General features: G+C 41.1%; 24 protein-coding genes. 12 read left to right on the top strand and 12 right to left on the bottom strand.

Annotation, left to right across the window (positions count from 1 at the left end; all coding sequences use genetic code 11):
* Positions 1-45 precede the first annotated feature (45 nt).
* The 12 genes from rsfS (at position 46) to H6G69_RS33805 (ending at position 11,336) form a co-directional block, all read left to right on the top strand.
* The gene (gene rsfS, locus H6G69_RS08030) at positions 46-507 is read left to right on the top strand and encodes a ribosome silencing factor (RefSeq protein ID WP_190684284.1); all 462 of its coding nucleotides are present in this window, start codon (positions 46-48) and stop codon (positions 505-507) included.
* Positions 504-1,004, top strand: coding sequence for a CGLD27 family protein (locus tag H6G69_RS08025; RefSeq protein WP_190684281.1), 501 nt, complete (start codon positions 504-506; stop codon positions 1,002-1,004). Before rsfS ends, H6G69_RS08025 begins: the two co-directional genes overlap by 4 nt.
* Before the next feature lie 97 nt (positions 1,005-1,101).
* Positions 1,102-2,055, top strand: coding sequence for an asparaginase (locus H6G69_RS08020; protein ID WP_190684278.1), 954 nt, complete (start codon positions 1,102-1,104; stop codon positions 2,053-2,055).
* A 431-nt stretch (positions 2,056-2,486) separates the two neighbouring features.
* Positions 2,487-2,948, top strand: coding sequence for a group I intron-associated PD-(D/E)XK endonuclease (locus H6G69_RS08015; protein ID WP_190684276.1), 462 nt, complete (start codon positions 2,487-2,489; stop codon positions 2,946-2,948).
* Positions 2,949-3,008: 60 nt separating this feature from the next.
* Positions 3,009-4,445: a YcjF family protein gene (locus tag H6G69_RS08010; protein WP_190684272.1), complete on the top strand. Its 1,437-nt coding sequence runs from the start codon at positions 3,009-3,011 to the stop codon at positions 4,443-4,445.
* Positions 4,446-4,514: 69 nt separating this feature from the next.
* Positions 4,515-5,636 carry a DNA cytosine methyltransferase gene (locus tag H6G69_RS08005; RefSeq protein ID WP_190684270.1) on the top strand — a complete coding sequence of 374 codons (1,122 nt, stop codon included), beginning with the start codon at positions 4,515-4,517 and terminating at the stop codon, positions 5,634-5,636.
* Positions 5,637-5,834: 198 nt separating this feature from the next.
* Entirely contained in the window at positions 5,835-6,515 is a 681-nt protein-coding gene (gene deoC / locus H6G69_RS08000; RefSeq protein WP_190684267.1) for a deoxyribose-phosphate aldolase, read from the top strand.
* Positions 6,516-6,629: 114 nt separating this feature from the next.
* Positions 6,630-7,541: a DNA repair protein RecO gene (recO, locus tag H6G69_RS07995; RefSeq protein WP_190684263.1), complete on the top strand. Its 912-nt coding sequence runs from the start codon at positions 6,630-6,632 to the stop codon at positions 7,539-7,541.
* Positions 7,528-9,162 (top strand): MFS transporter, encoded by a 1,635-nt coding sequence (locus H6G69_RS07990; protein WP_190684361.1) that lies wholly within the window; start codon positions 7,528-7,530, stop codon positions 9,160-9,162. The genes recO and H6G69_RS07990 overlap by 14 nt, the downstream gene beginning before the upstream one ends.
* A 341-nt stretch (positions 9,163-9,503) precedes the next feature.
* On the top strand, positions 9,504-10,652 hold the full coding sequence (locus tag H6G69_RS07985; RefSeq protein ID WP_190684260.1) for a glycosyltransferase family 4 protein: 1,149 nt from the start codon (positions 9,504-9,506) through the stop codon (positions 10,650-10,652).
* A gap of 134 nt (positions 10,653-10,786) precedes the next feature.
* Complete coding sequence (locus H6G69_RS07980) at positions 10,787-11,062, top strand: BrnT family toxin (protein ID WP_190684257.1); 276 nt, start codon at positions 10,787-10,789, stop codon at positions 11,060-11,062.
* Positions 11,025-11,336 carry a BrnA antitoxin family protein gene (locus H6G69_RS33805; protein WP_190684255.1) on the top strand — a complete coding sequence of 104 codons (312 nt, stop codon included), beginning with the start codon at positions 11,025-11,027 and terminating at the stop codon, positions 11,334-11,336. Before H6G69_RS07980 ends, H6G69_RS33805 begins: the two co-directional genes overlap by 38 nt.
* Positions 11,337-11,500: 164 nt before the next feature.
* Here H6G69_RS33805 and H6G69_RS07970 read toward each other — a convergent pair whose 3' ends face one another.
* From H6G69_RS07970 to truA, 12 genes are all read right to left on the bottom strand, one after another.
* Entirely contained in the window at positions 11,501-12,235 is a 735-nt protein-coding gene (locus tag H6G69_RS07970; RefSeq protein ID WP_190684252.1) for a peptidase, read from the bottom strand.
* 10 nt (positions 12,236-12,245) lie between these two features.
* On the bottom strand, positions 12,246-12,479 hold the full coding sequence (gene secG / locus H6G69_RS07965) for a preprotein translocase subunit SecG (protein WP_190684249.1): 234 nt from the start codon (positions 12,477-12,479) through the stop codon (positions 12,246-12,248).
* 178 nt (positions 12,480-12,657) lie between these two features.
* Positions 12,658-14,256: a 2,3-bisphosphoglycerate-independent phosphoglycerate mutase gene (gene gpmI, locus H6G69_RS07960; protein ID WP_190684246.1), complete on the bottom strand. Its 1,599-nt coding sequence runs from the start codon at positions 14,254-14,256 to the stop codon at positions 12,658-12,660.
* Between the two features lie 215 nt (positions 14,257-14,471).
* A complete protein-coding gene (locus tag H6G69_RS07955) occupies positions 14,472-16,166 on the bottom strand; it encodes an ABC-F family ATP-binding cassette domain-containing protein (protein WP_190684244.1) in 1,695 nt (564 codons plus the stop codon).
* A gap of 134 nt (positions 16,167-16,300) precedes the next feature.
* On the bottom strand, positions 16,301-16,519 hold the full coding sequence (locus H6G69_RS07950) for a hypothetical protein (RefSeq protein WP_199335838.1): 219 nt from the start codon (positions 16,517-16,519) through the stop codon (positions 16,301-16,303).
* A 26-nt stretch (positions 16,520-16,545) separates the two neighbouring features.
* Positions 16,546-17,370 carry an Rpn family recombination-promoting nuclease/putative transposase gene (locus H6G69_RS07945; protein ID WP_190684237.1) on the bottom strand — a complete coding sequence of 275 codons (825 nt, stop codon included), beginning with the start codon at positions 17,368-17,370 and terminating at the stop codon, positions 16,546-16,548.
* A gap of 33 nt (positions 17,371-17,403) precedes the next feature.
* Positions 17,404-17,904, bottom strand: a complete 501-nt coding sequence (locus tag H6G69_RS07940) for a hypothetical protein (RefSeq protein ID WP_190684235.1) — start codon at positions 17,902-17,904, stop codon at positions 17,404-17,406.
* Positions 17,905-18,066: 162 nt separating this feature from the next.
* Positions 18,067-19,167, bottom strand: a complete 1,101-nt coding sequence (gene prfA, locus H6G69_RS07935) for a peptide chain release factor 1 (protein WP_190684232.1) — start codon at positions 19,165-19,167, stop codon at positions 18,067-18,069.
* Positions 19,168-19,260: 93 nt separating this feature from the next.
* A complete protein-coding gene (gene rpmE / locus H6G69_RS07930; protein WP_190684229.1) occupies positions 19,261-19,500 on the bottom strand; it encodes a 50S ribosomal protein L31 in 240 nt (79 codons plus the stop codon).
* A gap of 137 nt (positions 19,501-19,637) precedes the next feature.
* Complete coding sequence (gene rpsI / locus H6G69_RS07925; protein WP_190684226.1) at positions 19,638-20,054, bottom strand: 30S ribosomal protein S9; 417 nt, start codon at positions 20,052-20,054, stop codon at positions 19,638-19,640.
* Complete coding sequence (gene rplM, locus H6G69_RS07920; protein ID WP_190684224.1) at positions 20,054-20,509, bottom strand: 50S ribosomal protein L13; 456 nt, start codon at positions 20,507-20,509, stop codon at positions 20,054-20,056. The genes rpsI and rplM overlap by 1 nt, the downstream gene beginning before the upstream one ends.
* A 65-nt stretch (positions 20,510-20,574) precedes the next feature.
* On the bottom strand, positions 20,575-21,396 hold the full coding sequence (gene truA, locus H6G69_RS07915) for a tRNA pseudouridine(38-40) synthase TruA (RefSeq protein WP_190684221.1): 822 nt from the start codon (positions 21,394-21,396) through the stop codon (positions 20,575-20,577).
* Positions 21,397-21,412 lie beyond the last annotated feature (16 nt).

Genomic DNA, 21,412 nt, shown 5'->3' with positions numbered 1-21,412 from the left:
TTTGTGAGAATTGTAAAATAAAAGGGATCAAGCACCTGAGGTTGAATGTCTGATTATATCCAAGGAAATTTCCCATTAAAATCTGTGTCAGAAAAGAACATCTCACTCAAAAGCCGAGAGGCAGGCATAGAAGATTTGAGTGGACAATTAGCTATAACTGTCGCCGAAGCAGCATCAGACCGTAAAGCAGGGGATATTTTGGTACTGAGGGTGGCAGATGTATCTTACCTGGCAGATTATTTTGTGATGATGACGGGCTACTCGAAAGTGCAAGTCAGGGCGATCGCTGATGCAATAGAAGATAAAGTAGACACTGAATGGCATCGTCGTCCCTTGCGAACAGAAGGCAAAGCCGAAGGAAGTTGGGTGCTGCAAGATTACGGTGATGTGATTGTTCACATCATGATGCCAAAGGAACGAGAGTTTTATAATTTAGAAGCGTTCTGGGTTCATGCAGAACGTATTGCTGTTCCAGAAGCAGATGATGGTGGGGGTAAGCCAACATGATGAGGTCTTCGGTGTCAAACTGCCCAGTTCCAACAGACCAACAACCACTTAATGAGTACGAAGAATTAAAAACTTCTTGGCTGTTTCGTGATTGCACCTTAATTTGGCGGGAATATATCACAAACATAGCTTGGGTTTGGGGTTTTTCGTGGCTAGTATCAGGGCCAGTAGCCGCAGCCAGCTTTCCACCTCTAAAACATACTGTCCATTTTTTGCTGTGCGGAGCCGCAGGAGCCAGCCTAGGTGTAATTTTCGTATTAGTACGGATGTATTTAGGTTGGCTTTATGTCCGCGATCGCCTTTACAGCACAACTGTATTTTATGAAGAGTCAGGCTGGTATGATGGTCAAACCTGGATCAAGCCGCAGGAAGTTCTCACACGCGATCGCCTAATTGTAACCTATGAAATTAAGCCAATTATCCAACGGTTACAATTTACGTTTGCTGGGTTGGCGGGAATGTACGTAATTGGTACTATAGTTTGGCATTTGTCGTAAACGTCACTAGTCATTAGTCATTGGTTATGAGTGAAAACATAATGAACAATGATTAATGACTAAGGGCAAATAATAAAAAAGAGATATATTTTAACCCATGACAATGGGAAAACGCACTCAAGCTACAGTTTTAGAAGTCCGTCTACTGCGAGAAGGCATCATTGAATCGCGGCATATAGTTCAAGCAGCTGTATGCGATGATCGTGGACGGGTGTTGTCCGTTGCTGGTAACGCGGAAACTGCTACATTCGTCCGTTCAGCACTCAAACCGTTTCAAGCACTAGCTGTTACCACCACTGGAACACTAGAGCGCTACGATTTAAGCGATCGCGATTTAGCAATTATTACAAGCTCTCATAAAGGCAAAATAGAGCAAGTCAGACAGGTATTTAACATCCTTTGGCGTGCTGATGTCGACCCAACAGCTCTACAATGTCCTATTTCCGAAGGCAAACGCAGCCCATTAGAATACAACTGTTCTGGTAAACACGCCGGGATGTTAGCTGTTTGTCAGCAACGCCATTGGCCCTTAAATAACTACTTAGACCGGAAGCACCCGATTCAGCAGCTAATTTTGGGCAAAGTTGCAGATTTGTTGCGAATGCCTGCTGAAGAATTTATCAGCGCACACGATGACTGCGGCGCACCAACTTATCTAATGCAACTTGGGCAAATGGCATCTTTATATGCCCTACTAGCAGCCAGCAGCAATTTAGATATGGAGCGCATTGTGCGAGCAATGACTCATCATCCCGCCTTAGTCGCTGGAGACGGAGAATTTGATACAGAATTGATGCGTTTGGCTCCTGGGGAAGTAGTTAGTAAAGCTGGTGCAGAAGGCGTACAGTGCATTGGCAGACTGGGCGAAGGTATGGGATTAGCGATTAAAGTTGTAGATGGGGCAAAACGCGCCAAATACGCCGTAGCTATCCACTTATTGCAACAGATGGGTTGGATTAGCCCTAGTGCCGCAGAAACCCTCGCAGAAAAGTTTATGACCTTCGGCAAATACAAGCGTTTAGAGGTTGTGGGAGAATTATCGCTTTTGTAGTTGCCAAACTCTAGACTTTGGGTTATACTGTAAAAGTCGAGAGCGACGCGGGATAGAGCAGCCTGGTAGCTCGTCGGGCTCAACTAACAAAGATAACTAAACGCTTAAAAGTTAGCTTTGTAGTGGGCGGTACATGAAGAAACTCATGTGCGTTTACCTGTCAAACTCGGGGAAGCCATTAGCGCGGTAATCCCGAACCAAGCTCCAGAAATGGAGAAGGTGTAGAGACTGGAAGGCAGGCACCCTAACAAAAAAAGCTGAGGGTGAAGGGACAGTCCAGACCACAAACTGGTTAATCCAGGCAGTGAAAACTGTAGTTGGTAAGCATAACCCGAAGGTCAGTGGTTCAAATCCACTTCCCGCCACCAAATTAAAAATAAAACCCTGTAGGCTAAAAACTACAGGGTTTTGTTTTTGGTAGGTATTGATAAATGGATACAAAGCTCAAGGGTGATATAGCAGAGCAAGCAGCTGTTTTTCATGCTCTTAAGCGTGGGTGGGGAGTGTTAAGACCAGTTGGCGATCGCCTACGTTACGATTTAGTATTTGACATAGGGGGAAACTTAATCAAAATCCAAGTTAAATACGCTTGGTTAGCAGAGTCTTCTGGTAATTATGTCGTAGATAACCGTCGGACTAAAACAAATCTGCGGCTTATGCTTAGAGAAGCATACAAGCCAACTGACTTTGATTTTGCTCTAGTGTATGTAGAGCAACTCGACTTGTTTTATGTCTTCCCGGTAGATGTGTTTATAGGATATGGTAGCGAAATCCATCTTGTTGAGGCTGAAAAACGACAGCGTAAACCTCGTTCTGCACCATACCGCGATGCTTGGGGGTTAATCTTACAAGCATCCTTAGGTAAAGAAAATTGTGTATCTTCGTCTGTCTGATTCCCAAAGCAAGGTTTTGATCTATTCTGAAATAAAACCTGCCAAAAAGCGCGGAGAATAATGGTTGTGAAGTTAGAACGACCAATTTTAGTGGGAGGATTAGGTCTTTCCTTTTCCCTTTGGATACTACAAAGTTGGCATGATTCCATATTACAGCTAGGTGAATTTGGTTTATTTAGTAGCCTAGCGGTTGGTGGTGGCTTGTGGTTATGGCAGAAAAATCGCCCAAAAGCCAGCTGGGAACAAGTAGATTGTACACCTGTAGATCGCGCAACCGCCCAAAAAGCGATCGCCGCATCCGAAACAGTCATTAACCAACTGGCTAAAGAAGCCGAAAATCATTCCTCCTTAGCTACACTGCGGGAACAATTAGCACAGTTATTCTCGGAGTTAGATAGGCAAGAAATTAAAATTGCTGTGACTGGTGCTAAAGGTGTGGGTAAAAGCACTTTAATTGAAGTGCTGAACTCTAATGGTTCGCCAGGAAAATTCAACTTGCAAGAGACAGCACCTTTATTTAGAGAAACCACAGACAAGTCCGATGTAGCCGTTTTGGCAGAAATCTCCAAATCTGATGTTGTTTTGTTTCTCACAAACGGTGACTTGACGGATACAGAATTCCAAACCTTACAACAATTAAAGGCAGCAAATCAATCGACAATTCTGGTTTTTAACAAACAAGACCAGTATTTAGCTGATGAACGTGCTAGCGTGTTGCTGTCCTTACAACAAAGAATGCCTGGGAATGTAGTTGCGACTGCTGTATCCCCTGTTCCGATTAAAGTACGCAAATATGAGGCTGATGGTACTGTACAAGAATGGTTAGAACAGCCAGCACCAGATATTGCCCAACTAACGCAGCAATTAAGTGCAGTTTTGGCACAACAAGGTCAAAATTTAGTCTGGACAACTACTATGAGAAAAGCTTTGGCTTTAAAAGCTGAGGCGAAAAATTGGTTGAACAAAATTAGACGCGATCGCGCTACTCCAGTTATTGAACAATATCAATGGATAGCTGCGGCTACAGCTTTTGCTAACCCTGTACCAGCATTAGATATACTGGCAACTGCGGCAATAAACGCCCAAATGGTCATCGACTTAGGCAATATCTATCAGCAAAAACTATCTCTAGAACAAGCACAAACTGTAGCCGGAACAATGGGCAGTTTAATGTTAAAGCTAGGGTTAGTAGAACTTTCTACTAAAGCCGTTGGCACTGTGCTTAAAAGTAATGCCATCACATTTGTTGCTGGTGGTTTAGTGCAAGGTGTGAGTGCTGCTTATCTCACGAGAGTGGCAGGGTTGAGTTTAGTTGAGTATTTTGAGCAGCAAGAAATAGCATTAGATTCAGGCAATGCTTTAAATCTCGACAAATTGCGTCAAACCTTACAAAAAGTGTTTCAGCAAAATCAACAGATGGCATTTTTGCAAGGTTTTGTTCAGCAAGGTGTGAAGCGTTTATTGCCACAAACACAGCAAGTTGAACTGATTGGTTAATTTCAAATGAAGGCGCAAAGTTACTAATATTTTCTTTGCGCCTCCTTGTGACACGGAAAATCACAAGCAATGACAAAGATAAACGCTGGCATTTTTTCCTTTTTTGCTGGTGCAGGTTTTCTGGATTTAGGTTTTGAAACTAGTGGTTTTAATATTGTTTACGTTAATGAAATTTTTGCCCCATTCATAGAAGCATACCGTTATTCTAGAGAATTGCTGAAATTGCCATCACCAGAATACGGCTATCATTTTGGAGAAGCCGCAGATGTAAGTAAATTAGTCGAAACAGTTCAAGCAAAATATCTGTTAGAACTAGTCAAAGAATGTCGGCAGGTGGGTAAAATCGTTGGTTTTATTGGCGGGCCACCATGTCCTGATTTTTCTACTGGAGGCAAGAACAAAGGACACTTAGGAGATAATGGTAAACTGTCGGCTGCTTATATTGCATTAATTTGTCAAATTTTGCCTGATTTCTTTTTATTTGAAAACGTTAAAGGCTTATGGCAGACAAAAAAACATCGTTTGTTTTTTGAATCTTTAAAAAGGAAGTTACAGCAATCTGGTTATATTCTGACAGAAAAATTAATTAATACTATTGAATACGGTGTACCACAGGATAGAGAAAGAATTATTCTTATAGGTTTTTATAAAAATTTTATTAATGACATTGGAATTCAACATCCTGTTGATTGGCAAAAACAGATTTTATACTTTAAAGAAGCAACTTTTAACTATTCTTGGCCTAAATGTAATTTATTTCAAGAAAATTCTTTCCTGCCATGTCCTCATAATATTCCTGATCAACTAACGGTTGAACACTGGTTTAGGAAAAATAGTGTTTATAACCATCCTAATGCTGAACATTATTTTCAACCAAGGGCAGGTATTCATAAATTTGCATTGATAGATGAAGGAGATACTTCTAAAAAGTCTTTTAAGCGTCTACATCGATGGCGTTACTCTCCTACCGCTTGCTATGGAAATAACGAAGTTCATTTACATCCGTATAAAATCAGGCGAATATCGGTAGCCGAAGCTTTAGCCATACAATCTTTACCGGAAAATTTTGTGCTTCCAGAAAATATGTCTTTGACTAATATGTTTAAAACTATTGGTAACGGTGTGCCGTATTTAGCATCTCAAGCACTGGCTCAAACTATTATCGACTTTTTAAGCATTAACGAAGATTAAACTTGTGAGTATTGCCCGATGAGGGCTAATGATATCTATTAAGTTCGTTATATTTATTAAATAAACTCAAAATTCATTTAATATTAACCTATCCATCTCGCTGATTTTTGCGTTCAAATGCCATGAATATGCTTTAATATATAAGAAACGACTTATTTTTTTATAAATTTTAATAATACTTTATTGGCAGAATACTCAATGGCAGCAGACTATCCAGATATTGATATTGCGCCATTTATCGATCACGCCCTGCTAACGCCTATGGCTACTCCAGAGCAGGTTGAGCAATGGTGTGAACAAGCATACAGATATAATTTTGCGTCAGTTTGCATTTACCCTACTTACGTCAAGCAAGCAGCAGAAATCCTCCACGGCAAAAATCCCAAAGTTTGTACAGTCATCGGCTTTCCAACTGGGGCTACAACTTCATCTGTCAAGTTGTATGAGGCTCAAGAAGCTGTAGAAAACGGAGCAACTGAGTTAGATGTAGTACTTAACTTAGGCTGGCTAAAGTTTGGCAAAACCGAGGAAGTTCACCGAGAAATTGCTGAGATTTGTGAAGAAACTGGGCAAATAGTCAAGGTAATTCTAGAAACTAGCTTGCTGACAGATGCAGAAAAAAAACTAGCAACAGAACTATGTATGGATGCAGGCGCAGCCTTCATCAAGACTAGTACCGGTTTAAATGGTGGAGCGACAGTAGCCGATATCCGCCTTTTGAAAGAAATTGTCCGTGAAAGTATAGGAATTAAGGCTTCAGGGGGTATTCGGACTTACGAACAGGCATTAGACTTAATCCAAGCGGGTGCTACTAGATTAGGCACGTCTCGCGGTATCGATTTGATCCGTCAGCGCGATAACCTGGATAAAAAGGAATAGTTATTTGTTTTTTGTCATTTGTTCTTTGTCATTTGTTCTTTGTCTTTATGTAATGACTAATGAGCAATGACTAATGAGCAATGACTAACGAACAATGACTAATGACCATGACTAATGAACAGAACCTATAAAGCAACTGGAATTAATCTTAAAACCCAGGTACTAGGAGAGTCAGACAAAATAGTGACTGTTTTAACACAAGAGTTTGGTCTGATTCGGGCAGTAGCACCTGGGGCGCGGAAGCACAACTCTAGCCTTGGTGGCAGAAGTGGAATGTTTGTAGTGAATCAGCTATTGATTGCTAAGGGGCGATCGCTTGATAAAATTACCCAAGCCCAAACATTAAAAACATATCCCGGTTTAGCTAAAGATTTAGGAAAGTTGGCTGCTGCTCAATATCTGGCAGAAATAGTACTTTGTCAGGCTTTAAGCGAACAACCCCAAGAAGAACTCTATCATCTACTCAACGATCAGCTTGAGCGTTTGGAAACATTGCCTAAAACAGACGCATCAAGTATTTATGCTTATTTAGCTCACGGGGTATTTCAGCTGTTAACATTGGCAGGGCTAACGCCAGAAATCCATAAATGCTGTCTGACTCAGCGTTCCCTCGCACCAAACTTGACAAACCCAAACTGGCAAGTGGGATTTAGTGTTCCCAGTGGTGGAGCAATTTGCTTAGAAGCTTGGGAACGTTTACGCAAACAAAGAGAGATAGAAAGATGGGAAAATAAAGAAAATCCTCAGACTTCTTCATCCCCAAATTCTTCTATCTCCAGTTACGAGACTGTGATTCATCGCCAGGAACTTCCCGTAATTTCTGGTCGCTTGAATGCTAGAGAATTTGCTATGCTCCAACAGCTCTCACAACCAGAGATAATGCAAATTGATGTAATTAGAGATAATGGCTGGTTATCTATTGAGCAAATTTTGCGCCAGTATGCTCAGTATCATTTAGGCCACTCTATTCGCTCCGCTACCCTGATTGACTCTTATTTTGCTGCCAACCATGATGCAACCATCTAATTTGGATAGAAAAATTCTGCCTTTATCGCCAAGTAATACCAAACAACAAAATAGGCCACCATCTCCTACAGGTAATAATCATTTAAAAGCAGTTTCTACTTCTACAAATAGCCCAATTCATAATCACGAAATATCAAAACCAGATACTTCGTTAAATATTAAGCAATGGACATCAGAAAATTCCAAAACTGATATTCCTAATCAATCCGCCGAACAAAAGCACAGTGGATTAACTAACGCTGAAAAAAGCAACAATGGTAATCATTTGCCAGTAGACTCTGCCTCAGAAAAAGTCGAATTAAATGGTTCTGGTGGTGCAAAAAATTTGGATGATTCGCAACAACAGGGATTTTTACCTGTTTTGAAAAACCCTAATTTTTTAGCACTTTGGGGTGGCCAAGTTTTTTGCCAATTGGCGGATAAAGTTTATTTAGTATTAATGATTGCTTTAATTAATGCTCACTTCCAAGCAGGAAGTCAAAGTATTAGTGGTTGGGTATCGGCTTTGATGATGGCTTTTACAATCCCAGCAGTATTGTTTGGTTCTGTTGCGGGTGTTTTTGTTGATCGATGGTCGAAAAAAGCTGTTTTGGTAGCAACAAATATTTGGCGGGGAATTTTAGTTTTAGCAATTCCTTTTCTACTGTGGTTGACTCATGATTGGCAACCTGTGGGAGTATTACCAGTAGGTTTTGGAATTATTTTAGGGATAACATTTTTAGTTTCCACACTAACGCAGTTTTTTGCCCCAGCAGAACAAGCAGCAATTCCCTTGGTGGTGGAAGAACAACATTTACTTTCTGCTAACTCGCTTTATACAACAACAATGATGGCATCGGTGATTGTTGGATTCGCCATTGGTGAACCGATTTTAGCAATTGCAGATGATATTTGGGCGCAACTGGGTGGTAACAATAGTTTAGGTAAAGAAATTTTAGTAGGCGGCAGTTATGCGATCGCTGGCATAATCTTAATGCTGTTAGTGACTCACGAAAAACCTCACGCTCCTGACACGGAATTTCCCCACGTATTTTCAGACTTAAAGGATGGTTTTTCTTACCTCAAAACTAATCATCACGTCCGCAACGCTTTAGTCAGACTGATTATTTTGTTTTCTGTTTTTGCCGCATTAACTGTCTTAGCAGTGCGGATGGCAGAAATTATTCCGAACCTTAAAGCTTCTCAGTTTGGGTTTCTACTAGCAGCAGGTGGTGTGGGTATAGCAGCAGGAGCTACAATCCTAGGTCAGTTTGGACAACGCTTCTCCTATTCTCAATTGGGTTTGTTTGGTTGTTTAGGGATGGCAGCATCTTTAATTGGCCTATCTTTATTTACAACACAACTATGGTTAGTTTTGTTGTTGGTAGCTATGTTGGGCGTTTTTGGTGCATTAGTGGGAATTCCGATGCAAACCACAATTCAAACCGAAACACCACCAGAAATGCGGGGTAAAGTCTTTGGGTTACAAAATAATGTAATTAATATTGCATTATCTTTACCTTTAGCACTAGCTGGTGTAGCAGAAACCTTTGTCGGTTTAAAGGTGGTATTTTTGGGATTAGCTGCGATCGTCTTCTTTGGTGGTATCTTGACTTGGTATAACTCTCGCAAGTATTCGTAACAAATAGAAGTTATTACTAATAACTTAAGAAAGGCAACCATAAATTATTGATTTTGATTTCGTGGTAAACTTAGGTCACAAATAATTTAGTGCCTAAATGCTGGCAATAACCCTGACATTGCCCAAAAAAAGTTGCATTTAAAGAGCTAACTAACCACTTCTTCAGTAAAATGTACTAAGCTGAGAATCCATTTTCTTTGTTGGTTCATAGCTAACATCAAGAATGGTTGGTATCTGTATTTTTAATAGCAAAAACACCAAATAAAGTCAGGATAAACATAAAACAGCTAAGGTGCAAAACTAATCAATAAAACTAGCTTTCTTAGAACTAACTTTAAAGAATGCGTATAGCCTGGATTGGAAAAAAATCACCGTTTTGTGGCAATGTCACCTATAGCCGAGAAATTACTAATGCTTTGCTCGATAGGGGACATCAAGTTAGTTTTTTACACTTTGCTCAAGAAGAACCTGAACCCAATAACTGGCCTAAATTTCAAGAAGTATCTTTGCCTTTCATTTATAAATCTCAGGTTTACACAATTCCGGCTCTCAAAGCAACAAAAGTTTTAACTGAATCTTTAAGAGAAATTAATCCTGATATAGTTCATGCTTCTTTAACTTTATCTCCCCTAGATTTTTTTCTACCAGAAATTTGTGAACAGCTAAATTTGCCTCTGGTGGCAACTTTTCATACACCATTTGCAGGCAAAGGGGCAAAACTAATATCAGGAACACAACTTTTAGCGTATCAATTGTATGCACCTTTTTTGGATAATTATGATCGCGTGATTGTATTTTCCCAAATTCAGCGAGAATTATTAGCCAACATGGGTGTCAGAAAAGCCAATATAGCTGTTATTCCGAATGGTGTAGATACAGTTAAATATTCGCCTGGATATTCTCAAATTAAAACAGAATTTAAAGCCGAAAGATTATTTGTTTATCAAGGGCGAATAGCACCAGAAAAAAATGTAGAACCACTGCTTCGGGCTTGGAAACAGTCGGATATGGGTTCTGGAAGTAAATTATTAGTTGTAGGTGATGGGCCTTTAAGAACTTCTTTAGAGCCATTTTATGGAGCAGAATACGGCATTATTTGGTTAGGGTTTGTAGCAGAAGAAGAAAGAAGAGTTGAAATATTGCGAGGGGCTGATGTATTTATTTTGCCTTCTTTAGTAGAGGGGTTGTCTTTGTCTTTGCTAGAAGCAATGGCTTGTGGAGTTGCTTGTATCGCTACAGATGTGGGTGCAGATGGCGAAGTATTAGAAAAAGGGGCAGGTATTGTTTTAAATACTAAAACAGTGCGATCGCAATTACGAACCCTTTTACCCCTTTGCCAAGACCATCCAGAATTAACAACTCTGCTAGGACAAAAAGCTAGAAATCGCGTTCTAGAACGCTATACATTGGATAAAAATATCACCCAGCTAGAAGAACTTTATAAGGAAGTTTTAACACAGCGACCTGTACATCTTAGCTGGGGAGCTTAAAAGCATCTATAGATTATTTGACTGAGTATGATTTTCACAGGAAGTTCGGACTTCACACTTAAGATAGTGATTTTCAATGATGACATTTACTCAAATTTTTGGCAAATAGGCTTTGTGTGGCTTGTAGTTAACAGATGCGGTTCATTTGGGATGAAAATAAGCGGCAATCAAATATCAGCAAACACGGATTTGATTTTGTAGATGCTTATATAGTTTTTGAAGGTGCAATCTTTACTTTTGAAGATGAGCGTTATGCTTATGGAGAGCAGCGTTTTATTACAATGGGGCTGCTGCGTGGGCGAGTTGTGGTAATAGCTCATACAGAAGCTCAAGATGAAATTCGTGTGATTTCAATGAGGGAGGGAACTAAACGTGAGCAAATCATTTTCTTCCGAAGCCTCTCAGACTGATTGGGAGCGAATTGATACTATGCAAGATGAAGACATTGATCTTTCGGAAATTCCAGAAGTAACTGAAGAGCAGATGAAGCGGGCTGTGCTGCGTGTTGGTGGAAAACCTGTTGAACGAGGTCAACGGCGTGTCGATCTCTTACTAGATGCGTTTATCGTGGAATACTTCGAGGCGAAAGCTGGTGAACAGGGATATCAAGCACTAATTAATCAAATTCTGACAGAATATATCCTCTCCTCTTCACTTTCTCATCAATCTACTCCTAATTCTTAAAGCAGGAAATTTACAATTGCTTTTGTCAGAATACTGTACCAATCTACCTCTAAACTTTTTAGCAGCATAAGCAGGTTTAATGAAAATATTCCATTCTTCTGGATGACTGGCAATATGCTTTCATAAATGTAAGATAAATAATTGAATGTTAAAAATTTTTTGAATTAATTATTCTTTAAAGCCCAACCTAAACTTGTTTGCTGTTGATAAACTCGTTTCAAAGTATTCACATCTCTAGGTGAAATAGTTGGTGAGTTACGGACTTGGGAAAAATATAAAGCATCAGTTTGTGATGGACTATGACCCCAAATTCCCAAGGCGTGGCCGAGTTCATGGCGGGCTGCGGCAACGACATAATTACCAGTCTGACTAGGACTCAAGAGAATAGTAAAACGGTGTAATAAAACTGTGTTTTTGGTATACAACTGGTATGTAGTTAAAGCAGAACGCGCCCGGGGAATTTTTTTATCTGGTGATAATTGTAATGGTGGTGCTTTTCGCTCAATTTTAATATCAGCAATTTCTGGATTTTCTATTACTTTTAAAGGTAAGTAAACATTCCATTCCTGTACAGCTTGCACAACACCTTTAACCCACTCTTCAGCCTGTTGATTGCTAACATTTATTGGTCGTTCTATATAAATTTGAACTGGAAATGTTGACCAAACTAAATAACCTATTTCTGTTTTTGTAACTTGAGCAAAGTAATCACCCCTGTTTGTATTATCATTCCACTGAACTAGCGTAGGTGGTAAGGGATGAGGTTTTGCTGGAGGTAAAGAAGTGGCACTGGATGAAAAGTGAGCAAAAATAATTAACAGCCCTGTACTTATAGTTAAGACAAAGGCTGTTAGTAATTTTCTAATATTCGGTGTTGGGTTTAGGGTCATTTTCCCCATTTCCCGATCCTTATTTGGGTAGCCAACCTGCACTTAAAACTACTGTTAAGCCGAGAAAAATGACTGTTAAAGCCCAAGTCACTCGGTTTAAGGTGTTTTCTGCACTTTTAGTGCTGCTAAACAATTGAGCTTGTCCACCAATAGCACCAATACCATCTCCTTTGGGGCTGTGCAGCAATACTAAAACAATTAATCCCAGGGCGGCTAATGCCCAAACAATTTGTACGATATTTGTAACTGTCATGTTAGCAATCTCATTTATAGCGGTTTGAAAAAGATGTCGGAAGTTAAGACTTCAAAAACTCTATTTTATTACCTTTAAATCTTAACTCCTAAGATTCTTGGCATAATTTAGTTTTGAGGTCTGAGTGTTGAGTAAAGTCAAAATTACTCAGCACTCAGCACTTTCAACTCAGCACTGTTTACAGACCAATTGGCATAGGGGTACGATCGCGTTTTAAGTCAAATTCTACTGGTTTGACTAGCGATCGCCCGGTCATTTCTGGTGGCTGTGGCAGCTGTAAAATATCCAGAATTGTAGGTGCAATGTCGGCTAACTTGCCATCGTTACGTAGTTCGACATTCGTACCATGTCCAGGAATTTTGGCTTTTTCGCCTTCCACCAAAATCAAGGGTACTGGGTTGGTAGTATGCGCCGTCCAAGAGTTACCCTCTTCATCTAGCATATACTCAGCGTTACCGTGGTCGGCGGTAATAATGGTTGTCCCGCCTGCTTTGATAATGCTTTCTAAAAGGCGACCTACACAACGGTCAACTTCTTCAATCGCTGTGATTGTGGCTGGCATTTGACCAGTATGCCCTACCATGTCTGGGTTAGCATAGTTAATCACCACTAACGAGTATATGCCTTTTTGCATGGCAGCGATCGCTACATCGGTGACGGCTGCGGCTGACATCACAGGTGCTTTGTCATAAGTCGCTACCATTGGGCTGCTGACAAGTTCTCGGTCTTCTCCAGCAAAAGGTTCTTCTAAACCGCCGTTAAAGAAGTAAGTGACGTGGGCGTATTTTTCGGTTTCGGCGGTACGAAACTGTTTTAGACCATGATTTGCAATGACTTCACCGAGAATATTCGTTAAATTCTGCGGCTCAAAAGCCACTGTCACGGGTAACTCTGGATCGTACTGGGTAAATGTCACAAAAGATAATGGTTGGATTCTCTGTCGCTCAAAGCCTGTAAATTCAGGACTAACAAAGGCTTGAGTCAACTGTCTAGCACGGTCAGGGCGGAAGTTGAAAAATATTACCCCATCTCCGGGAGCAATTGCACCAGGAGCAATACGGACTGGGTTAATAAATTCATCTGTCACCCCTTCGGCGTAAGATGCTTCCAAGACTTGTACGGCTGTTCGTCCATCGCCTGCACCATCTTGGCTGATGACATCATATGCTCTTTGAACACGATCCCAACGGCGATCGCGATCCATCGCATAATAACGACCGCTCAGGGTAGCAATGCGCCCAATTCCGACGCGATCAGTGTAATCTTGAATTGCCTGAATCGCTTTTATACCTTCACTGGGTGAGGTATCTCGACCATCAGTAATTGCGTGGATACAAACTTCTGAAATTCGCTGATCCTTGGCTAAATCCAGTAATCCAAACAGGTGGGTAATGTGTGAGTGTACCCCGCCATCAGAACAAAGACCTACTAAATGCAGCTTGCCATTTTGAGAACGAACTTCCTGACAAATTTTGACTAGTGCGGGGTTACTGAGGATTGAACCATCTTCCACAGCATCTGAAATGCGTACAAGTTCTTGTGGTACAACTCGCCCAGCGCCAATATTCAAATGACCAACTTCTGAGTTACCCATTTGACCCTCTGGCAAGCCTACGGCTTTTCCTGATGTGCGGATGAGGGTGTGCGGGTACGCCGCCCACAAGCTGTCCATAATCGGCGTTTTAGCCGCAACAATAGCGTTTCCTCGCGTCTCCTCGCAGTAGCCCCATCCGTCTAAAATGACTAGCACCACAGGAGCAACAGGTGCCTTGGTCATAGTAAAATTGCCCTTTACTTTTTGTAATACCCGAATGATACCACTGCTAACCACAGGTGCAAGTGAATTTCTGCTTATTAACTTAATTTATGACTTATTGAGAGATTTTTTAGACTTTTTTTACTTTTTGCAGCTGTTGAATATATTTTGTGATGTTCCAATTTGAGGAATATCAGTTAGTAGTTAAGTAAAAGTACTACTACTAACTTGATAGTTTACTTTTTCTTGCCAGAAGTTTTGGCTGCTTTGGCTGCTTTTTTCGCTGCTTTTTCCGCTGCGATCGCCGCTAATTTGGCTTCTTCTTTTTCTTCGGCAATTTTTGCTAAATAGTAGTGGTAATCTCCTAAATAAACGCGGAATTCTCCATCCCGAATTTCCACAATTTTGTTAGCCACCTGCGAAATAAAATAACGGTCGTGGGAAACTACAATCGCTGTCCCATCATAGTTTTGCAGTGCTTCTTCCAACATCTCTTTTGCTGGAATATCAAGATGGTTGGTCGGCTCATCTAAAATCAGTAAATTAGCTGGACGCAATAGCATTTTTGCCAAAGCTAAACGTGCTTTTTCTCCCCCACTTAAGGCTTCAACCGATTTAAATACAGTGTCGCCAGTGAATAAAAACTTGCCGAGCAGCGTGCGAACTTCTTCGTTTTTCCAGTCAGGAACTTCATCGTGAATTGTTTCCATCACGGTCTTTTTCAAGTCCAAAGCTTCGGCTTGATTTTGTTCAAAGTAACCCGGAATAACGTTATGATCGCCTAAGCTAACGATGCCTTCGCTGGGTGTTTCCGTACCCATAATAATTCGCAATAAGGTAGATTTCCCTGCACCGTTGGGGCCTAGAAAAGCGATGCGATCGCCCCTTTCAATCAGCAAATTTGCACCCAGGAATAAGATTTTATCATCATAGATATGCGTTAAATCCTTAATTTTCACAACTTCCCGACCACTGCGGGGTGCAGGGGGAAAGCGAAAATGTAAGGTTCTGACTCCAGATGTTGGTGCTTCAATGCGTTCAATTTTATCCAGTTGCTTTTCCCGGCTTTTGGCTTGAGTACTGCGGGTAGCACTAGCGCGGAATCTGTCAACAAAAGCTTGTTGTTTCTCAATTTCCTTTTGTTGGCGCTCGTAAGCATTCAGCTGCGCTACTTGATTTTCGGCTTTTTGTTGCAAGTAAGCAGAATAGTTACCCAAGTATGTGCTAGAAACGCCGCGTTCAGTTTCGACAATTTGAGTGCAGAGGCGGTCTAAAAATTCGCGGTCGTGGGAAACTATCACCATTGGCGTTGTTAAGCCTTTGAGGTAATTTTCTAGCCACTCGATAGTTTCTAAGTCTAAATGGTTAGTTGGTTCGTCTAACAGTAATAAATCCGGTGCTTGCAGCAGGATTTTACCCAAACTCATCCGCATTTGCCAGCCACCAGAAAAAGCACTGACGAGGCGATCGCCATCTTCTTGATCAAATCCCATCTCTGGTAAAATCTTGCCGATGCGTGCTTCTAAACCGTAACCATCCAAAGCTTCAAACTGACGCTGCAAACGATCCAACTTGTTAATTAGTCTATCCAGTTCCTCTGGTGTCGCAGTTTGCATATCATGTTGCACTTGCGTCAGAGCTAACTGTACTTCGTTGGCTTCCTTAAATACTGTCCAAAATTCTTCTCTAACCGTGCGGGTAGGGTCGACTTCAAACTCTTGATTGAGATAAGCAATATGTAAACTAGCAGGACGAATAATGTCGCCGGCGGTAGGTTCAATTTCCCCAGAGATAATTTTCAACTGGGTAGATTTTCCCGCACCGTTAACGCCAACTAAGCCAATGCGATCGCCTGGTTTTACTTCCCAGTTGATATCCTTAAGGACTTCGCCTGTGGGATAAATTTTACTGATATGTTCGAGTCGCAGCATCGAGTTTCTCTCAGGGTAGGAAATTGATGGTTAAGGACGAAGTACCAACACCGTGTCCAATATTAACAAAAATTAACCAATAATTCTTCCCAAGAAGTCACAATCAAACCCAGACATCGCTTAATTTTGATTACTCATGAATTTTGTGCAGCTTGCTGTACTTCTTCAATACTTAAATCAAGTTCCGCCGCTACTTGTTCCATAGTCAAACCCAAACTCAAAAGGCGAGAGACCATTCTTAACTTTTCTTGGCGTTGACCTTCTTCTTTGCCTTCCTGTCTGCCTTGTTCTTTGCCTTCCTGAAAAGCTTCTTGATAAAATCGCGTTTGCTTTAAATCGCCTAATTCAAACATAGCCTGCATTTTTCCTAGATTACTGATTAATTTTGTGCAGCTTGTTGTACTTCTTCAATACTTAAATCAAGTTCCGCCGCTACTTGTTCCACAGTCAAACCCAACCTCAAAAGGCGAGAGACTATTCTCAACCTTTCTTGGCGTTGACCTTCCTGTCTACCTTCCTGTCTACCTTCCTGTCTGCCTTGTTCTTTGCCTTCCTGAAAAGCTTCTTGATAAAATCGCGTTTGCTTTAAATCGCTTAATCCAAACATATTCTGTATTTCCTCTCTACTCATGTTCGGCAACTTGTAAATCAGAATCGTCTCTATTAATTGTAATAATTGCTGTTGTTGGCGTTGAGATGTTAACTCAAGTTTTGTTCTAGTGATTAACTCTGTAGCCTCGATGATTGCTGAGTTAGTATCAGCAATTACCAACTTGATTGTTGCTATACCAATTGGTAATGATGCTGCATCGCCTAATTCATCAAAATAAATACATCGGACTCGCTGACTTTCAAAAAATTCTCGGTAATGTTTTATATCTTGTGTATCTACACTTCTGCTGGGGTATAAAACCACTGCACACCAGTTATTTGGCGGTCTATTTTGGCGTAAATATAAACAAACTTCGGCAAACAGTCGTGAATAAAAATCATCATCAGTTTGAAACTGTACCTCCACAAAGTAAATATGCTTTTCCTCATTTTGTACAGGTAGAAACACACCATCAATTCTGAAGGCTGTTTGTTTAATCTCAACTGATGAAAATTGATAGTATTCAGTATTTTCGGGAGAAGCACCAATGAGTTCAAAGAAGATATCAGGAAATTCTTGAAACAGGCGATAAAATATACTGTCTGTTTTCACAGATTGAATAGATGAAATAACATTAATAGCTAATTATGTACTTTTTTGGGCTTCTGCACCATCCCTAACCTCTTGTACACGTTCTCTAGATATCCCTAATACTCGTGAGATTGGTGCTAATAAATTATCATCAATCGGTTCTCCAGCATAAATACTATTGAGTTCGGTAGGAGAGATTTTAAAGGTATCGCAGAATTTAGCAAATTCTTGATTGTTAAGGTCAAGTTCTTTTTGTCGCTCTTGTAGTAGTAGTGCGATCGCTCTTGTGCCAAACTTAGGACGTTCACTAACTTTTATATATTTTTGTACTAAATAATTAACCTTACTCGTATCACCACCAGTCTTTTTTAGTAAATCACTACAAGCTTTTTTGAGGGCTTTTTTTAAGACTTCTTCTTCATTTAAAAAATGAATGATTTCATTGACATATTCTTGCTTAAAGAAACCAACTAAACTACCTTTGTGATAGATAGGTAGATAAGATGTTTCTGGATCAGATTGCCAATCTAAAGGCTCATTACGTAGCAATGACATAGCTGCATTGTAAAATTTTAATGCTAACCATTTTAAGACTATTTATATGTGCGTAACTTATGTATATTTGCGGAAATCAATTCAGATTAAAAAACCGTCTAGTGTGTTAAACATCGCAACACCCCAGACGGTTCGTAATTAAATTAATTCTCAAGGTAAAAATTAGTTCATTGCCCCAGAAGCCGCTAACTCTGCCAAACGTTCTTGCTGATCTTGAGAGATACAAGATTGAATTACTGTCTCTAAATCACCTTCAAGCACAGGGTTTAAGGAGAAGTTTTGACCTAAGCGGTGGTCGGTAACGCGGTTATCTTTATAGTTATAAGTGCGAATCTTTTCCGATCGCGATCCTGTACCAACTTGCGATCGCCGCATCGAAGTTACAGCTTCTTGTTGTTCGCGTAACTTCATTTCGTACAGTTTCGCCCGCAAAATTTGCATCGCCCGTTCTTTGTTTTGCAACTGGCTACGCTCTTCCGTACAGAAAATTCTGATTCCTGTGGGTTTGTGCATTAAGTCAACGGCTGTTTCTACTTTGTTGACGTTTTGTCCACCAGCACCGCCAGAACGAGCCGTCGTCATTTCAATATCTTTGGGGTCGATGTGAATTTCTACATCATCCACTTCTGGCATGATTGCCACAGTAGCGGTTGAAGTATGCACCCGTCCCCCAGCTTCTGTGACTGGTACACGCTGTACGCGATGCACTCCAGCTTCAAACTTTAACTGGCTGTAAACGTTGTCACCTTTAATTTCCAGAATGACTTCTTTCCAACCGCCCATTTCTCCCAAAGATTCGCTTGCCAGCGAAACTTTCCAACCTTGAGTTTGAGCATAGCGAGTGTACATCCGCATCAAATCGCCAGCCCAAATACTCGCTTCATCGCCACCAGTCCCAGCGCGAATTTCCAACATGATATTCTTTTCATCGTTGGGGTCGCGGGGCAGTAATAATACTTTTAAGCGGGTTTCTAAGTATTCTATTTTTTCTTCCAGTTCACTAACTTCCAGTGCGGCCATTTCTTGCATTTCTGGGTCACTGGCTGCTTCTTTATAAACTTGACGCGCCCCAGTTAAATCGGCTTGGGCTGTTTTCCAAGTTTCATAGGTATTCACTACCTCTTCCAAAGAAGAACGAGCCTTAGCTATTTGTTGATACTCATCAGGGTTTTTCGCGGTATCTGGGTCAGCAAGGCGGCGTGTCAGTTCATTAAAGGTTTGTTCAACAGATTTAAGTTTCTCCAGCAGGTATGTTTCAGCCATAAGTGCGATCGCTCCTTCAAATAACAACTTGGCTCAAAAAATGACAATCGACCCAGCATTCGCAGGGTCGTCGTTAACAGCAGAGCCAAACCGCTACTTTTTCTTTTTGCCGCCGGAGCCTTGCTCGCTTGACTTGCCATATTTCCGCAGAAAGCGTTCTACGCGACCTTCTGTGTCGATAATCTTTTGAGTACCAGTATAAAAAGGGTGATTTCCAGACCAAACATCTACGTGTAATTCTGGTTTGGTAGAACCAACAGTCATCACAACTTGACCGTTGCAATAGACTTTAGCTTCTGGATACCACTGGGGATGAATATCAGGTTTAGCCATTGTTCCTTTTGTGGTGAATCTATATAAATTATAACTTTTTGATGTGCTTAGAGATGAGGGCGAGAAAGCCAAAAGATAAGGCTTTTTTGCCTTTTAACTTTTTACTTTTGACTTTTTGATACCCAAGACCCAATCCCTTATCGTTTGGAGTACTGAGGAGCTTTGCGAGCTTTGTGCAAACCGTACTTTTTGCGCTCTTTTGCTCTGGGATCACGGGTGAGATAACCTTCGATTTTTAAGGGTGAGCGATTTTCTGGGTCTAATTGACACAAAGCACGAGCCACACCCAAACGGATAGAATCAGCTTGACCAGTCAAGCCACCACCCTCCGCTTTGACCAAGATGTCATATTCACTTTCTAAGCCTAGTGTTTCTAGAGGGGCTTTGATGACTCCCAAGTAATTCGCATTAAATTGGAAGTATAAATCCCCTGCCTTGCCATTGACAGTCAATTGACCACTACCAGGCACAAGACGTACTCGTGCAACTGCGGATTTACGGCGGCCAGTACCCCAGTACACAGCACGACCACTATTGGCTTCTGCTACTACCATTAGCTTTCTTCTCCAGGAATTGTACTAATTTTTAATTCTTTAGGTTGTTGGGCTTCGTGGGGATGAGTCGGCCCTGCATAAACTTTTAGCTTGGTAAACAACTGCCGACCCAAGCTATTTTTCGGCAGCATACCTTTAACAGCATGTTCAATAATCCGTTCGGGGATGCGCTGTTGCAGCTTGGCAAAAGTTTCGGTCTTCATCCCACCAGGACGGCCAGAGTGGCGACGATATAATTTTTGCGTCCGTTTTTTACCTGTGACTGCGACTTTATCAGCATTCACAACAATTACAAAGTCGCCCGTATCTAGGTGAGGTGTAAATTCTGCTTTCTTTTTGCCTCTGAGAATCATAGCAATTTCGCTGGCGAGGCGACCTAGACGTTGGTCTGTAGCATCTACTACATACCAATTATGCTCAAGGGCATCTTGAGCCGGAAGGTAGGTTTTACTCATTTGTATTTGTCCTTTGTTATTTGTCCTTTGTCATTCGTCATTGAGTAATGACTGATGACCAATGACTAAAAACTAAATTTTGGCTGGGTATCGTACCAAATATCATAAGAAAAAGGAAAATCAGGATAGCCGACACGCAACAAGCATAAACCTTGAGCAGGTGCAGCATACTTTACTTCTTCTCGGCGTTCTTCTTGCCAAATTTCGGTGAAGTTCGCCAGGGTACGCTGTCCAGCACCTACTTGTACTAGCATTCCCACCAGCAGCCTGACCATGCCATATAAAAATCCATCTGCCTGAATTTCTAGATGGAGCAATGACCCACTACGATGACATTCTGCGGCTTGTACTTCTACCCAAGAATGCTTTCGCTTAGAGCCTGCACGATGGAAAGCTGCTAAATGATGCTTACCCAATAGAGGTTTCATGGCAGACTGAATTAATAATTCATCCAGTGGCTCATGATAATAATGCCAACTAAAGGGTTTAACGAACAAATTTGGTCGTTTTTCCGTGTATATCGTGTAGCGGTATCGCCGATAAGCCGCGCTAAAACGGGCGTGCCAAGCGTCACCCACTGGTGCTGAAGCCCTAATTATGATGTCTGGTGGCAGATAACTGTTGAGAACTGTGGCCCATTTATGAGCCGGAATTAAACCTGTAGCATCAAAGTGGGCTACTTGTGCAGCAGCATGGACACCAGCATCAGTGCGTCCTGCACCATATAGTGTGACATGATGACCAAGAATAGTTGCGATCGCTGTTTCGATTTCTTCTTGGACTGTACGCTGCCCTTTTTGCCTTTGCCAGCCATGAAAATGAGTACCCAGGTATTGAATTACCAAGGCAACTCTTTGATTTTGTTGCGGCTGGTCAATTTCTAACATACAGATTTTGTGTCAT

This window comes from Nostoc sp. FACHB-110 (genome assembly GCF_014697425.1).
In the GTDB taxonomy this organism is placed as follows: Bacteria; Cyanobacteriota; Cyanobacteriia; order Cyanobacteriales; family Nostocaceae; genus Nostoc_B.
This window is presented reverse-complemented; position numbering and strand designations above follow the sequence as displayed.